The sequence below is a fragment of the Coleofasciculus sp. FACHB-542 genome, assembly GCF_014695825.1.
GTDB lineage: Bacteria > Cyanobacteriota > Cyanobacteriia > Cyanobacteriales > FACHB-T130 > FACHB-T130.
This window is the reverse complement of record NZ_JACJPB010000051.1, coordinates 94,401-109,243: the sequence shown is the minus strand read 5'-3', so window position 1 is coordinate 109,243 and position 14,843 is coordinate 94,401. Positions and strand designations below refer to the sequence as shown.

The 14,843-nt window shown below is 46.6% G+C and carries 12 protein-coding genes; 5 read left to right on the top strand and 7 right to left on the bottom strand.

The genetic code is table 11. From position 1 onward, the window contains the following. Positions 1-358 precede the first annotated feature (358 nt). From H6F52_RS21060 to H6F52_RS21035, 6 genes are all read right to left on the bottom strand, one after another. Positions 359-931: an HD domain-containing protein gene (locus H6F52_RS21060; protein WP_190438723.1), complete on the bottom strand. Its 573-nt coding sequence runs from the start codon at positions 929-931 to the stop codon at positions 359-361. Between the two features lie 109 nt (positions 932-1,040). Beyond that, entirely contained in the window at positions 1,041-1,697 is a 657-nt protein-coding gene (locus H6F52_RS25885; protein WP_242031304.1) for a hypothetical protein, read from the bottom strand. A 307-nt stretch (positions 1,698-2,004) separates the two neighbouring features. Next, positions 2,005-3,027: a serine/threonine-protein kinase gene (locus tag H6F52_RS21050; protein ID WP_190536652.1), complete on the bottom strand. Its 1,023-nt coding sequence runs from the start codon at positions 3,025-3,027 to the stop codon at positions 2,005-2,007. A gap of 193 nt (positions 3,028-3,220) precedes the next feature. Beyond that, a complete protein-coding gene (locus tag H6F52_RS21045; protein ID WP_190413058.1) occupies positions 3,221-4,768 on the bottom strand; it encodes an ATP-binding protein in 1,548 nt (515 codons plus the stop codon). Continuing rightward, positions 4,765-5,211 carry a response regulator gene (locus tag H6F52_RS21040; protein WP_190413057.1) on the bottom strand — a complete coding sequence of 149 codons (447 nt, stop codon included), beginning with the start codon at positions 5,209-5,211 and terminating at the stop codon, positions 4,765-4,767. The genes H6F52_RS21045 and H6F52_RS21040 overlap by 4 nt, the downstream gene beginning before the upstream one ends. Before the next feature lie 41 nt (positions 5,212-5,252). Next, positions 5,253-7,685: a PAS domain S-box protein gene (locus tag H6F52_RS21035; protein WP_190536651.1), complete on the bottom strand. Its 2,433-nt coding sequence runs from the start codon at positions 7,683-7,685 to the stop codon at positions 5,253-5,255. A gap of 341 nt (positions 7,686-8,026) precedes the next feature. Here H6F52_RS21035 and typA point away from each other — a divergent pair, with 341 nt between their 5' ends. After that, positions 8,027-9,817, top strand: a complete 1,791-nt coding sequence (typA, locus tag H6F52_RS21030; protein ID WP_190413055.1) for a translational GTPase TypA — start codon at positions 8,027-8,029, stop codon at positions 9,815-9,817. A gap of 268 nt (positions 9,818-10,085) precedes the next feature. Here the strand turns inward: typA and H6F52_RS21025 are convergent, their stop codons facing one another. Then, positions 10,086-11,306 carry a type IV pilus twitching motility protein PilT gene (locus tag H6F52_RS21025; protein WP_190413054.1) on the bottom strand — a complete coding sequence of 407 codons (1,221 nt, stop codon included), beginning with the start codon at positions 11,304-11,306 and terminating at the stop codon, positions 10,086-10,088. Between the two features lie 208 nt (positions 11,307-11,514). Between H6F52_RS21025 and H6F52_RS21020 the strand changes: the two genes are divergently transcribed. The 4 genes from H6F52_RS21020 (at position 11,515) to H6F52_RS21005 (ending at position 14,805) form a co-directional block, all read left to right on the top strand. Next, positions 11,515-12,672, top strand: a complete 1,158-nt coding sequence (locus tag H6F52_RS21020; protein WP_190413053.1) for a DUF58 domain-containing protein — start codon at positions 11,515-11,517, stop codon at positions 12,670-12,672. A gap of 95 nt (positions 12,673-12,767) precedes the next feature. Further along, on the top strand, positions 12,768-13,130 hold the full coding sequence (locus H6F52_RS21015; RefSeq protein WP_190413052.1) for a ferredoxin thioredoxin reductase catalytic beta subunit: 363 nt from the start codon (positions 12,768-12,770) through the stop codon (positions 13,128-13,130). 628 nt (positions 13,131-13,758) lie between these two features. Continuing rightward, the gene (locus tag H6F52_RS21010; protein WP_190413051.1) at positions 13,759-14,160 is read left to right on the top strand and encodes a DUF309 domain-containing protein; all 402 of its coding nucleotides are present in this window, start codon (positions 13,759-13,761) and stop codon (positions 14,158-14,160) included. Between the two features lie 132 nt (positions 14,161-14,292). Then, the gene (locus tag H6F52_RS21005) at positions 14,293-14,805 is read left to right on the top strand and encodes an LptA/OstA family protein (RefSeq protein ID WP_190413050.1); all 513 of its coding nucleotides are present in this window, start codon (positions 14,293-14,295) and stop codon (positions 14,803-14,805) included. Positions 14,806-14,843: the final 38 nt, after the last annotated feature.

Below are 14,843 nucleotides of genomic sequence, written 5' to 3'. Positions count from 1 at the left end.
CATCATTTGACGTAGAATCACATCTAGCAAGTTGTCTACAGAATTTTCAGTTCCTAAAACCAAAAAATTCTATTTTAATATTCTTACTTTTTATCGATAAAAATAGATAATTTTTGTACTATTTATTTGTCAAGTAAAGGGAAAATATGCTAATTTCTGGAAGTACCTTCGCTCGCTGTATCTTCCTGTAGTCAAGATGTTGGGTACAGGAATTAGGGGGTCTCTACTTAAGAATCAGATGGCAACCCAAACAACCACGGCAAAAGCATCTAGCCTCTTGTAAAGGTAATGATACCGCTCCCGCATGAGACCACCCTATAAATTGGCAGGGTTTCAAGAGATTTGTCAATCAAGCAGCTTAAGTCGCTTTGTCTACCTGATGTTCTAGTTCTGAAACGACCCGTTCTAATTCATCAATGAGTGGTGATGAACCGGCTTTACGAAATGCGCCAACCAAAGAGCGATAATACCAAAGGGTTCCTTGTTTGCCTGCTTGGAAGCGTTCCCAAATTGCCTCGCCTACAATGTGATAATCAGTCAAAATCGAGCGGGCATTGTGGAGTTTATCGGCTGCTGAGACAAGACGCACCGAGGTTGAAGCAGTCGGGATATGGGCAATATAAGCTTCTTTGCGTTCCTGCCAAGGGGGTTTGGGTGTTGTGTCAGCATCGGTACAACCGTTGACAATTTCCGTGACGGTATCTCCAAACCGACGGCGAATTTCTTCTCGTGTCGCGGCACCGCCTTGGTCTTCGATGGCATCATGGAGTAGGGCAGCGATCGCTTCATCTTCATTTGCCCCATGCTCTAAGGCAATACTGGTGACGCCGAGTAAATGGGAAATATAGGGAACACCTGAACCTTTGCGAATTTGGTTCGCGTGCAAGGCGGTGGCAAAGGTCAGGGCATCTGTAAAGCGTTGTGAGAGAATCATTTTAATTTTGGGTAATGGGTAACGATCGATCGTTTTTAGTTGTTGGTATGTGGCTGCTGACGAATGACAAATGACCCATTACTAATTCCCAACTACTTACCGATCTTTAGTGTAAGCCTGCCTCCCAAATGCCAATATAAACGCGATCGCCCTTATCCCGCTCAATCACTCCCCGCAGGGACTCTAGAGAAAAAAAGAATTTGGGAGACTGACGCTGCTGCACCTGTTGCAAACCCTGCTTGATGGCGTCGTTGAGCTTGCAACCCAACATACTATTCAACGTCACTAGGACGATCTCGCTATTCACCCATTGGGCAAAAGATGCTTCAGTTTGGCGTATGAGTCCAGAATTTTTATCAAATAAAAAACCCAGGCTCACCTGATCTGGGATTAATTGATAGGATATGGCACGAGTATTCGGCCAGTAACCTCTAGTGGTTACGCCGGGACTGCCGAGTATTCGTTGGACAACGCTATTATGTACTCCTGGTTGAAATCCTGGAACGCCAACGCCCATCGGAATATCCTGACAAATATTGGCATTAAAATCGTCCAGGGTTGGCTCTGGACTCAATTCCGGTGGTATTTTTTCTAAAACCCGTGAAGGTGTATAAGGCTGAGCGCTCAGAAAAATGCTTGCTGATACTACCAGCGGTTTTGGCAAGTGCTGAGGAAAAACTAATCCCTGTGCTGGTTTAGTAAACAGTAAACCAGCAAAAATATAGGCACCCATCAACATCATTCGGTGAGGCGGTTTCACCATGTCCTTAGAATTTTTTTTGCATTAGGTATTTACTCATAAAAAGCTGCCCTTTCATCCCAGAACATGGTAAAAGGACAAAAACTAGCAGTCTTCGCTTCTCAGTCTTACCTGGATCTGACGGCAAAGCGATCGCTCTAAGTTCCCCACGGTCTTAAGGATGCAGCGCATCCAGATTCTCGTTTTTCCGGGCGTCAGCGCCCAAAAACGAGGGAAACTAGGTTTTATTTGAGTGCAATGAGTTTCAGGATGCGACCGCATCCCGAACTGACAACTTCAAGATTCAGCTATCGGAGCCATCTTTTCTCTGTCACTTTTGACAAGCTTTTCGCAAGCGATCGCGCCAATTATGATTATCTTTTAATCTGTCTTCTTGCGCTTTTCGGAATCGCTCCCGCCACTCATTACTACCATTTAATTTATTTTCTTGTGCTTCACGCAATCGCTCCTGCAATTGGACAAGAGGACTGGGGTTAGCATTTGGGGGAGGTAAGATTCCCAACAATGCTAGCCATTCCGGCACTGACTGAGGGCGATCTTCTGGTTTTAAGGCCATACCTTTGACGATAGCGTAATTTACGCGATCGCCGAGGAGAGAATTAATGCGTTTGGGTGGTGTGAGTTCCATCCCATACGCTCTCATTGGTGAAGGTGTAGGCACTTGAGCCGTTAATAAGGTATAAAGCGTTGCAGCTAAAGAATAAACATCCGTGTAAGCACCGCGTTTGGAGCGCCAGTCATACTGCTCAATCGGGGCAAAGCCGCTGGAGCAAAATTCTGTCTGTGTTTGGGTGATATCTGGGGTAAACTCGCGGGCAATGCCAAAGTCAACGAGAACCGCTTCCAAGACGCCCTCTATCTCAGAAGTGACAACATCGGCATTTTTACAACGCAGCATGATGTTGAGTGGCTTGACATCCCGATGTAGTAAACCATTGTTGTGAACTAGCGTCAGGGCGTCACCTATCTGCTGAATGTAGCGCAATGCTTCCGCCTCGCACATTGCCCCTTTCTGCCAAACTCGATGGGCTAGACTTTCTCCCGCAATATATTCCATCACAATGCACCACAGCCCATCCTCTTGAATGACTTCATCAATTTTGACGATATGAGGATGATTAAATTTGGCTAACCGCACCGCTTCATTCAGAAAATCCTGCTGAAATTTGCCGAAGTCGTGTTGGCGTTGCAGAAAGTGGTTGAGGGTTTTGATGACAAGCAAATTGCCTTTTTTGTTTTTAACTAAATGCGCGATCCCAAAACCACCTTGTCCAAGCACTTTTTCAATGGTGTACTTGCCGTTTTGTAACTTCTGCCCAGGATTCCAAGCCATTATTTCTGACTCCCTTGCGCTTGCATCGATTTTGGCGCGGTCTGAAGAGGTATTCAATTTAACTTAGTACAAATGTACTATAATCAAAGTACAAATACAAGCGATCGCGCTTTAGCCTAAGCAAAAAGCAATCTTCATGGCTGTGATACTCTACCGTGAAGCTCGGTAGTTGAGAACTGCTATAAATGACAGTTTAATTGGCAAAATACGCAGTCGCATCGTCTAACTCCTCGGTAGACATCTGACTGTTCAATGGCAACAGCACAGTAAAAGTAGTGCCTACCCCAACTTCACTACTGACGGAAATCTGACCGCCGTGCAACTCCACGAATTTTTTAACAATTGATAATCCCAGCCCTGTACCGGGAATCTTGCCAACATTTTTGGCTCGGTGAAACACTTCAAATAGTCGTTCTTGGTCGGTTGGAGGAATGCCAATTCCTTCATCTTTAATTTGAATTGTTGCCTGTCCATCATGACAAGAAAGTTCAAGCTGGACAGTGCCGCCTTGCGGTGAATACTTAATTGCATTCGAGACCAAATTTGTCAGAATATGCCATAGAAGTTTTTGATCCATATATACCTGGGCACATTTACATTTACTGGCAAAGATGAGCGTGTGTTCTTTCCCAGTTGTAAACTGAATTTCCTCCATCAAATCGTGGCAAAATTGTTTTAAATCAAAAGGCTCTACATTAATCTCTAATTCTCCAATTTCTGCTCGGCTAATTGTCAAAACATCTTCTAACAACTGTGTCATATGTTTGGCAGCCGAGCGAATGCGATTGAAATATAAAGCTTTTTGTTCTTCAGTCGCTTTGTAGTTGTAGTGTTCAAGGAGTTCGGCAGACATGAGGATCGTGTTGAGGGGATTGCGAAACTCATGGGCCATCATTGAAACAAAGTAAAATTTCCCTTCATTCAGTTCTTTTTCTTTTTCCAAAGCAATCCGAACTTCTTCTGTCCGCTTCCGTTCGGTAATGTCCCGGCAGTTGACAACAACTCTAGGAATTCCTGACTGGGGAATAAAATTTTTGCAAATTGCTTCTAATATTTGCCAAGAGCTATTTTGATGTAGAAATTTAAATTCTGTAAATAGAGTAATATCGGTTTTTTTAACTGCTTGATTGAGAGTATCAATCACCTCAGTTACGTCTTCAGGATGAATAAAATTATAGAGTTTTTTGCTAACTAGCTCTTCCGGTTTGTAACCTAAAACTTTCTCAACGGATGGACTTGTGTAATAAATAGTGCCATCAGTATCTAGAACAGCGATGATGTCTAAGGCATTTTCGATCAGTAAGCGGAAGCGTTCATCATTTTCCCGTAAAGCTTGTTCTGCTTCGCGCCGTTTGCGCCGCTCAACGGCTTCGCGCAACTCGCGTTCAACTGCGGGAATTAATCGCGCCAGGTTGCCTTTCATCAAGTAGTCAGAGGCTCCAGCTTTCATCGCAGCGACTGCGACATCCTCTCCAATGTTGCCGGAAACAATAATGAATGGTGAATCTAGCCCTTTGTCTTTCAACAAAGTTAAAGCAGCAGGAGCGCTAAAAGTGGGCATTGAGTAGTCTGATATGACAATATCCCAATGTTGTTTATCTAATGCTGTATTCATGGCAGCAGCTGTATCTACCCGCTCGTAAATCGGCTCGTAACCACCGCGCTCTAGTTCGTTGAGCAGTAATTCAGCATCATCTTCTAAATCTTCAACGATGAGAACTCGCAGCGGTTGATTCATCATATTCCTAGTAACGGCGGGGCTTCATTGAAAAGCAGCCAATACATTCCCAACTGCTTTACTGCTGTCATAAATTGTACATAATCTACAGGTTTGCGAATGTAACTGTTACAACCGAAGCTATAGCCGTTGAGTCGGTCTTGCTCCTCTGTTGATGTCGTGAGAATGACGACTGGCAAGAGTTTTGTCAGATCGTTGGCACGCAGTCGTTGCAACACTTCTAAACCATCAATTCTGGGCATTTTTATATCTAGTAGAACGACTGCGGGTAGTCTGTTAATGTCCCTGTCAGTGTACCTACCTGTACCAAACAGATAATCGAGTGCCTCTACTCCATCGCGGGCTACTACAACATTGTATGGAATACCGCTTTGATCCAAAGCAAGTAAGGTAAGCTCTTCATCGTCAGGATTATCTTCCACCAATAGGATGTGTCGGTTATTCAATTTATTTTCCGTTTAGAAGCTAAGTTTAAATTCTGCCCACCTTAGAGCGTGAAATAAAAAGTTGCACCTTGTTCTACTGCGCTTTCGGCCCATACTCGACCACCGTGGCGGTGAACGATTCGCTGGACAGTTGCCAGTCCAATGCCAGTTCCGGGGAACTCAGTCATTGAGTGTAGGCGCTGAAAGGCTCCAAACAATTTGTTGGCATAAGCCATGTCAAAGCCAGCGCCATTGTCACGTACAAAATAAGCAGGTTGAGAATCTATCTTTAGTGTGATGCCAAATTCAATACAAGCATATGAGCGATTTGACGTAAATTTCCAGGCGTTATGAAGTAGATTTTCCAGAATTATTCGTAGCAGCCGCGCATCCCCTTGTGCAACAATGCCTGGAGCGATCGCAACTTCAACGGGTCGTTCCGGTTGCGACTGTCTTAGTTCAATGACAATCTCAGAAGCGATCGCGCTTAAATCAACTTCCGTGGTACGCATCTCGGTGCGTGTCACCCGCGAAAGCTCCAGCAGGTCATCAATGAGTTCTCCCATGCGCTGGCTGCCTGCACGAATCCGATGCAGGTAGTGTTTGCCTTTCTCATCCAGCGTGTCAGCGTAGCGCTCCAAAAGCGCCTGACTAAACCCATCAACACTCCGCAGTGGCGCACGTAAATCGTGGGACACCGAATAAGAAAAAGCTTCCAGTTCCCGATTGGCGGCTTCGAGTTGTGCAGTCCGTTCGACCACCCGGCGTTCCAAGTCTTGATTGAGTTGTGTAATTTCCTGCTGGAATCGTTTGCGATCGCTAATGTCTTCAATAATGGCAATAAAGTACCTGAGTTCACCTGCACAATTACGCACAACCGATCCAGTCAGATTAATCCAGACTGGGGAGGTGTCTTTGCGGATGTAGCGCTTTTCCATTGAGTATGTTGAAATCTCACCAGCTAACATTCGACCAACATTTTCGAGGTCAGTATTGAGGTCATCAGGGTGAGTAATATCTTGGAAAGTTCGTTCTAAAAGTTCCTCACGAGTGTAACCAGTAATATCGCAAAGCTTTTGGTTCACCAGTCGCCATTGTCCATTCCTTTCTACCTCTGCAATACCGACAGCAGCTTGATTGAAAGTGGCACGGAATCGTTGCTCGCTGTTCCGCAACGCTTCTTCCACCTGCTTCAGTCCAGTAATGTCCCGGGAGATACCCAGTACAGAATTGATTAAACCGTCTTCGGTAAATTCTGCAACCAGGCGAGATTGATAATATTTCAGACCATTCGGTGTCGGAAACTGAAATTCAACAACATTCTCTTGACCCGTTTCAAAAACTTGGCGGAAAATGCTTTCCCATTGGGAGACGAGATCCTCAGACATTCCTAAGTCGCGATTCGTTTTGCCGATAAATACCTCAGACGGTACTCCTGTTGCCAGTTCCACTGCTGAGTTGACATAGATATGACGTAAATCTCGATCGAACCGGGCAATGATATCTGGAGTATTTTCGATTAGTGCTTTGAGTTCTTGTTCTCGTTGGTGTAGTGCTGCTTGCGCCTGTTTACGCTCAGCAATTTCAGCTTCTAACGATGCGTTTATGGTTGTTAATTCTGCCGTTCGTTCCCGAACCCGAATTTCTAGTTGCTCGTAAGCTCGCTGTAATGCTTCTTCTGCCCGTTTGCGCTCGGTAATTTCCCGACCTTCTGGAATTAATAGCACCACTTGTCCTGTCTCGTCTTTCACAGGTTTGAGCGAGGCATCAACAAACATTGTGCCTTGAGGAGTGGGCAGATTCCCTTCAAAACGAACAAAGTTACCGTTTGCTGCTTCGGTAATCGCTGCTTTCCACTGATTCAGGAATTCGGTGGGTAGGTTCCAAACTTCATCCCAAAATGGACGACCGACTATATCCGCCGCCTTAATTCCAACGAACTCTAGCGCTGTCTGATTAATCTCTAAGACAGTGCCATCCGGTTTTAGTAATCCAATGAATTGAAATGTTTGGTTAAAAATGGCGCGGAACCGTCTTTCACTTTCGCGTAGCGCTTCCTCCACTTGCTGACGCTCTAGTATTTCGTTTCTCAGCGCCAGGTTTACCGCTTCTAATTCTGCTGGACTAGGGAGAACCAGCGCTTTAGGGATCAATTCTGACAGCAGCACCGCCGTACCGAGGGAGACAATTGCAGTAAAAGCTTTGATCCATCCGGCTAGCCAGTAAGTAGGATGCCACAGCGTCCAGATTTCCATTAAATGAGTGGTGCCGCAGGCGATGATAAAGCTGCCAAACAGCAGAAAAATCCAGTTAAAAGGCACATCTCGTCTTTTGTAGACGAAATAGACCAGCATGAATGAAATCGAATAATATGCCAGCGCAATCAAAGCATCTGACGAAACATGAAGCCAAACTAAATCTGGCTTCCATAGATAGCAGTGTCCGTGGGGAATAAACCCTGCTGAAGCCAAAAGGGTTCTCAGGAAATCTGGCATGAAGTCTCCCTCATGTTGTGCTTGGTGATAAGATTTTCCTCGCCAATTCTCGTCTTCAGTTAGGCTAAGGGCGATCGCATTTCTTGGCAGTGATTCGTTTCACACGACTACCGCAATCATTGCGTCAAATAGTGTCTGTGATGCCTGTGCCTCACGCGCACTGGCACCGGAAAGGCAAAACAAAAATGAAGGATGGGGGATGCATAAAACTAGCGCCATGTTTCGGGCGATTAGGCTAGAATTGTTAAGGCTTCTTTACAGGATTTATGTTAAATCCCAAATTCTGTTAATAAGCCAAGAGACATCTATTTCAATCTCAACACCCTCTCTGGCACGCTTCTATGACGCTCCCTATTCGTAACGTCGCAATCATTGCCCACGTCGATCACGGCAAAACAACCCTCGTTGATGCCCTCCTCCGGCAATCTGGCATCTTCCGCGAAGGCGAAGACGTTCCTGATTGCGTCATGGATTCCAATGCCCTAGAGCGGGAGCGAGGCATCACAATTCTGGCGAAAAATACCGCCGTCAGATATAAAGAAACCCTGATCAATATTATTGATACCCCCGGACACGCCGATTTTGGTGGTGAAGTCGAGCGGGTGTTAGGTATGGTGGATGGCTGCATCCTGATTGTAGATGCCAATGAAGGCCCCATGCCCCAAACGCGATTTGTGCTGAAAAAAGCTTTAGAAAAGGGACTGCGCCCCATCGTTGTCGTTAATAAAATCGACCGTCCTCAAGCCGATCCCCACGGCTCAATTGATAAAGTCTTGGATCTGTTTTTGGAATTGGGTGCCGATGACGATCAGTGCGATTTCCCTTATCTGTTTGCCTCCGGTATCAATGGTTATGCCAAAAATGACCTGGAATCCGACAACATGGATATGCAGCCCATGTTTGAGGCAATTCTGCACCATGTCGCGCCACCTGTAGGCGATCCAAATAAGCCTCTACAACTGCAAGTGACAACCCTGGATTATTCTGAATATCTGGGTCGGATTGTGATTGGCAAAATTCATAACGGCACAATCCGGATGGGGCAACAAGTGGCTTTGGTGACGGAAACCAGCGCCATTGTGAAAGGTAAAATCTCCAAGTTGATGGGTTTTGAAGGCTTAAAGCGAATTGATTTGGAAGAAGCCTCCGCGGGAAATATTGTGGCGGTGGCTGGTTTTGCCGATGCAAATATTGGCGAGACAATTACTTGTCCGAACGAACCGCAAGCTTTGCCGCTGATTAAGGTAGATGAGCCTACCTTGCAAATGACCTTCTCGGTGAACGATTCGCCCTTTGCCGGACAGGAAGGGACGATGGTGACATCACGGCAAGTACGCGATCGCCTGTTCCGCGAACTTGAAACGAACGTCGCCCTGCGGATTGAAGATACCGACTCTCCCGATAAATTACTCGTTTCCGGTCGAGGCGAACTTCACCTCGGCATCTTGATTGAAACCATGCGTCGGGAAGGCTATGAATTTCAAGTTTCCCAGCCGCAAGTGATTTTCCGCGAAGTCAGCGGTCAACCCTGCGAACCTTACGAATGTTTGGTGCTGGATGTCCCGCAAGAAGCGAGTGGTGGCTGTATCGAACGTTTGGGGCAGCGCAAGGGCGAAATGCAAGATATGCAGATGAGTGCCACGGGTCGCACTCAACTAGAATTTGTAATTCCCGCCCGTGGTTTAATCGGCTTCCGGGGTGAATTCATGCGCCTCACCCGTGGCGAAGGGATTATGAACCACAGTTTCCTAGACTATCGCCCCATCACCAGCGATATGGAAACTCGCCGCAACGGTGTCTTAATTTCATTTGAAGAAGGCGTTGCTACCTTCTACGCGATGAAGAATGCTGAGGATCGGGGTGCATTCTTTATCACTCCGGGCACCAAAGTTTACAAAGGCATGATTGTCGGGGAACACAACCGCTCTCAAGATTTGGAACTGAATGTCTGCAAGGCGAAGCAGCTGACGAACCACCGTGCTTCTGGCGGTGATGAATTAGTGCAGTTGCAAGCGCCAATCGATATGAGCTTAGAGCGTGCCTTGGAATACATCGGTTCAGATGAATTGGTGGAAGTTACTCCCAAGTCAATTCGTCTGCGGAAGGTGACGAAGAAGTTGGCGAAGCGGTAAATGATTCGACAACAATAGCCCCAGGCTGAAGCCTGGGAGCTACACGAAAAAAGCCCGCCATCGCGGGCTTTTTTTTAGAGCGATCGCGCATTCCTTATCGCTTTTATCGTTCCGATGCCATACACTGCCATACATCAGTAGGGGATTAGGAATGGGGCAATGCCATGCCCCTAACCAACGTTAGAAATGCAATAGATTTCACCCAACTGCAAACTGCTATAGATGACATCCGAAATGCGATCGCTCTAACTTTCCTGTAAAACCCAGCTTACATCCAGGTACGAGTCGAACTAGAAGCGTCAATTCCACCTGTGCGGATACGGCGATCCAGATCGTTGGGATCTGGGGAAGCACTCAATGCCGCCTCTAGAGTAATCCGACCCTCTAGCATTTGGTCGTAAAGCGCCTGATTCATCACCTGCATTCCATCGAACGTGTCATCTAGCATCAATCGATAAGCTTCCTCATCGTCACCCTTGAGCAAGTAATCTTGCATCGCCGGGGTATTGATCAAGATGTCATGGACTGCCGTGCGACGACTATCCGTGGTTGGCAGCAGCAGTTGTGCAATCACTGCTACCAAAGAATCGGTGATCTGAATTCGCATGGCTGGCTGTTCATCGGCGTTGTACAAGTTCAACAAGCGGTTAACCGCGTTGATGGCGTTGCGGGTGTGCAGAGTGCCTAAAACTAAGTGACCTGTTTGGGCAGCTTGCAGGGCGGTATTAACGGTAATGCGATCGCGCATTTCCCCAATCAGAATCACATCTGGATCTTCCCGCAAAACTGACCGCAGTGCCGCGTGAAACTCATTGGTATGCAAACCCACTTCCCGTTGACTAACCAAGCACTTTTGGGAAGGGTGGACGAATTCAATTGGGTCTTCAATCGTCACAATATGCTTATTCGTCGTCTCATTCAGATGACGAATCATCGCCGCTAAGGTCGTTGATTTTCCCGATCCCGTGGGACCTGTCACCAGAATCAATCCTTGCGGTTTGCTTACAATATCCTTGAGGACTTGCGGTAAGCCTAAACTATCAAGCGAAGGGATCTCTAGGCTGATCAAACGCAGAACCATTGCTCCGCCCATCAGGGATTCAAAACAATTCACCCGACAGCGCACGAAACCTGGGTAGAAAATTGCCGTATCCAGTTCCTTGTTTTCTGCAAACTGCTTTCGCTGAGCAGGAGTCAGGATCTCAGCAAGGTTTTGCTCAAAAATTTCAGGTGTTACCTTGAGCTGACCCTCAGCCTCTACCATCTGACCTCGAATCCGATATCTGGGAACTTGCCCCACTCGAATATGGATGTCCGAGGCTTTTTGAGCATACGCATCTTTGACCATTTGTTTGATGGAAGTCGCGCTGTTAACTTCTGGGGGTCGCCCTGGCTGCATCTGCGGAGGAACGGGTGGTGGCGGTAGTGGTGGTGGCATGCGTGAAGGAGCTTGTGCGCGAGTCGCTTCAGCATCATTGGCTTTGGTCATTTTTTCCCCCTGGGTACTTACTGGGTCCGGCAGCATCGGTAAAACCACAGTTTAATGGATCTTGCCTTTAAAAATTTTCTTTAAGTCAACCGTGAATGTCCTTAATTCTAAAAAATTACCAGACAGGTGTAAAATCTCTTATTTATTTGTAATCAGAATTTTGTTAAGGTGCTGGGATAGCTAGACTCTAGACTGGGCAGCGCTGTTTATGAATATCGGTAATCGGATAGCAGACTGGCTGGAAACTCGGTGGGTAACGCCAGCCTACGCTGGGTGGATATTGGGAATCATCGCCGTCTGTTTTTTTGGAGCTGCCACGAACACAATGGCGGGGTGGCTGTATGTTATTAGTGGCCTCAGCTTTGCGCTACTCGGAATTGCAAGCTTCCTATCCGTGCGATCGCTTCGTCATCTTCAAGTCACCCGACGCCCTATCCAGCCCGTCAGCGTTGGCGACGATCTAACCATTGAATTAGAAATTGAAAATCCGGTTAACCATCCCAAAACCTTACTTTTAGTCCGGGATGTTCTTCCCTTTGTATTGGGACAACCCGTACAAACGGCAATTGAAACGATTTCTCCTCATAGCGTCCACCACTGGGTTTACTACCTACCCACGCAAAAACGCGGAGTTTATCGCTGGAACACCGTACAACTGAGAACTGCTGCCCCTGTGGGATTATTCTGGTGTCGCCGCCAGCGTGAAGTTGCAGCTACAGCATTTGTTTATCCCACCGTTTTACCCCTCACCAACTGCCCGATGGTGGATGAAATTGGTCAAGAAAAAAGTCCCCTGTTTCTGAGTTTAGATCGCCGTTCTCAAGCTGCAACAGAAGGAGTCACGCGATCGCTTCGTCCCTATCGAGTCGGAGATCCCACTCGTTTAATCCACTGGCGAACCAGCGCCCGTTACGGTGAATTCCAGGTACGCGAACTAGAAGTCTTTACAGGTGGACAAGAAGTAATTATCTGCCTCGATAGCGCCACCAGTTGGAATCCAGAGCATTTTGAGCAAGCAGTCATTGCGGCAGCATCCCTGTACTTCTATGCCAGTGGGCGTCAGTTAAGTGTAAAACTTTGGACAGCCTTCACAGGTTTAGTGCAAGGTCATCGCGTGGTTTTAGAAACTCTAGCCGCAACCTACGCCGGAGAAGATGCCCGTGCTGGAGATCCACCGACGCTTCCCTTAATCTGGCTGACTCCCAATCATGTTACTCTAAGCTCTTTACCCCCCGGTAGCCGTTGGATGATCTGGATGCCGGAGTCTTTAACTGAGCCTGCAATGCCTGTGAATCGCAATTCCCCTGGAATTGTCATCAATACCGATCAGCCGCTACAACTTCAGCTACAATCCCCTCTGAAGTAGGCTTGTCCGATTGCATCGATCCCAGCCAATCCCCTTGAGGAAAAGGCTTAAGATACAATGCATAAACACCTGTCGATCTCGCGTCATCTCATATTATGAACCCATCAGAAACTGAAACAAAATCCAGCGAAAAAAGTCTAGAGGCGATGCGCCATTTCTCCGAAACTTACGCCAAGCGTACTGGCACCTACTTCTGCGTCGATCCTTCCGTAACAGCCGTAGTGATTGAAGGACTCGCCAAGCATAAAGATGATCTGGGTGCCCCTTTGTGTCCCTGTCGTCACTACGAAGATAAAGAAGCAGAGGTACATGCAACTTTCTGGAATTGTCCTTGCGTACCGATGCGAGAGCGAAAAGAGTGCCACTGCATGTTATTTCTGACAGAAGATAACGAGTTTCGGGGTGAGATGCAGGAAATCTCTCTTGAAGAAATTAAAGCCGTACGCGATAGTATGTAACGATTTGCTCTAGCTAATCGCTAATTGAAAAGTTGCTACTTATAAATGTTTTTTAGCCTAACTACCAATTATCGATTAGCGATTAGCTGAAGCATCAAACTTATCATGTCGGTAACAGCCACACGTCCTAGAAAGTCTTCAAAATAAAGCCTCCCGCGTGCTGAAAGAATTTTTTAAATTCCGCTTGGTTGGATAAATCAGGAAAAAACTATCCCCTAAAATCCACTTTTTATTGGTTTGCCTGGGCTGATAAACCATTATAACAATTAAGTAAGATTGGAATTTTAAAAATACGTAGCGATCGCAAGCTAAGCCATTAAAAAAAGCCACCCAAAATGTGATTTTGATCAATAGAATTAAAAAAATTAAATGAATTTATATTAAACTTTATTTAAACTTGAATAAAGATATTTCAGAGCAGTTTTTCTATCCGTTAAAAATTTAAAGCGATCGCTTGTTTTGGAGGCTTTCCATCACCCACGCGCGAAGCAGCTAAACATAGGCATCTGCGTCTGGAGCTATTAAGTGTGGTGATGCCTGAACACAACCATAACCACGAGGGAAGGTGCTTGACGGTAGGGAACCGAAAACGGCAGAGTAATGAAATTATTAATATAGTTCCCGACTAATGACTGAAGAAATCCCATCTGAATTTTGGCAAGGGATCGAAGAGTTTAATCAGCATGAATTTTACGCCTGCCACGACACCTTAGAGGCTCTGTGGATGGAAGCCAGCGAGCCGGAAAAAAGGTTTTATCAGGGAGTGCTGCAAATTGCCGTTGGATGTTATCACCTAGGCAACCTTAACTGGCGCGGTGCAGTTATTTTACTGGGAGAGGGAATGCGCCGCTTGGAGGCATACGAACCTGCTTACAGTGGAATTGATGTCACCGAACTGCGGGAACAGAGTGCCGAACTGTTGACGGCACTGCAACAAGCTGGAGCAGAAAACGTGGTTGATTTTGTAGAACAGATGCAACAAAACGAGAATGCTTCACAGTTACCGAAAATAGTGCGAGTAGAGGCTTAGAAACTTCTCAATACTCAGAAACGTCGGGATTGTTGTGCCTAGTTATCGCTGGATTTGTTCTGGATCGAGCCTTTAGAAAGAGTAAACTAGGCACAAGAGCCGATCACCGTCTTTGATGTCTCCGCAAGACCCATGATGTCCTCATTTCAATTTAATCAAAGTCTAATGCGTCGCCTGGGATTAGTGCTGATGCTTCCAGCTGTCCTAGCAGGAGCGATCGCTATCCCCACCCAAATCCAAACCGCCCAAGCCCAAACCGCCGATGACGGACGCGCCCTCACCGTCCGTTCTGATGTGCAAGAAGCCAACTCGAAAACAGGTGTAGTAACAGCTCGTGGCAACGTGCAAATGTATTACCCCTCGCGGCAGATCCAGGCAACTGCTGCCCAAGCTCAGTATTTCAGCAAAGAACGCCGCATCGTTCTGAGTGGGAACGTCTACGTCCTGCAACAAGGCAATAGTCTCCGAGGCGAGACAATCACCTATCTGATCGATGAAGGACGCTTTGTTGCCCTGCCTCAGTCCAATCGGCAGGTAGAATCAGTTTATCTGGTCGCCGATCCAAATTCTCCAACTACACCCGTAGCGCCACCAGCTCCCGCCGTCAATCCTAAACCAGCCTTCAAAACGCCGAATAGCCGCTAGCCATTTGTCACATGGCTAATCGCGAATCGCGAATGGCT

Excerpts from the sequence above, each read along its gene's own strand:
- H6F52_RS25885 (WP_242031304.1), bottom strand. The coding sequence starts at position 1,697 with ATGGTGAAACCGCCTCACCGAATGATGTTGATGGGTGCCTATATTTTT.
- H6F52_RS21050 (WP_190536652.1), bottom strand. The coding sequence starts at position 3,027 with ATGGCTTGGAATCCTGGGCAGAAGTTACAAAACGGCAAGTACACCATT.
- H6F52_RS21045 (WP_190413058.1), bottom strand. The coding sequence starts at position 4,768 with ATGATGAATCAACCGCTGCGAGTTCTCATCGTTGAAGATTTAGAAGAT.
- H6F52_RS21035 (WP_190536651.1), bottom strand. The coding sequence starts at position 7,685 with ATGCCAGATTTCCTGAGAACCCTTTTGGCTTCAGCAGGGTTTATTCCC.
- typA (WP_190413055.1), top strand. The coding sequence starts at position 8,027 with ATGACGCTCCCTATTCGTAACGTCGCAATCATTGCCCACGTCGATCAC.
- H6F52_RS21025 (WP_190413054.1), bottom strand. The coding sequence starts at position 11,306 with ATGACCAAAGCCAATGATGCTGAAGCGACTCGCGCACAAGCTCCTTCA.
- H6F52_RS21020 (WP_190413053.1), top strand. The coding sequence starts at position 11,515 with ATGAATATCGGTAATCGGATAGCAGACTGGCTGGAAACTCGGTGGGTA.
- H6F52_RS21015 (WP_190413052.1), top strand. The coding sequence starts at position 12,768 with ATGAACCCATCAGAAACTGAAACAAAATCCAGCGAAAAAAGTCTAGAG.
- H6F52_RS21010 (WP_190413051.1), top strand. The coding sequence starts at position 13,759 with ATGACTGAAGAAATCCCATCTGAATTTTGGCAAGGGATCGAAGAGTTT.
- H6F52_RS21005 (WP_190413050.1), top strand. The coding sequence starts at position 14,293 with ATGATGTCCTCATTTCAATTTAATCAAAGTCTAATGCGTCGCCTGGGA.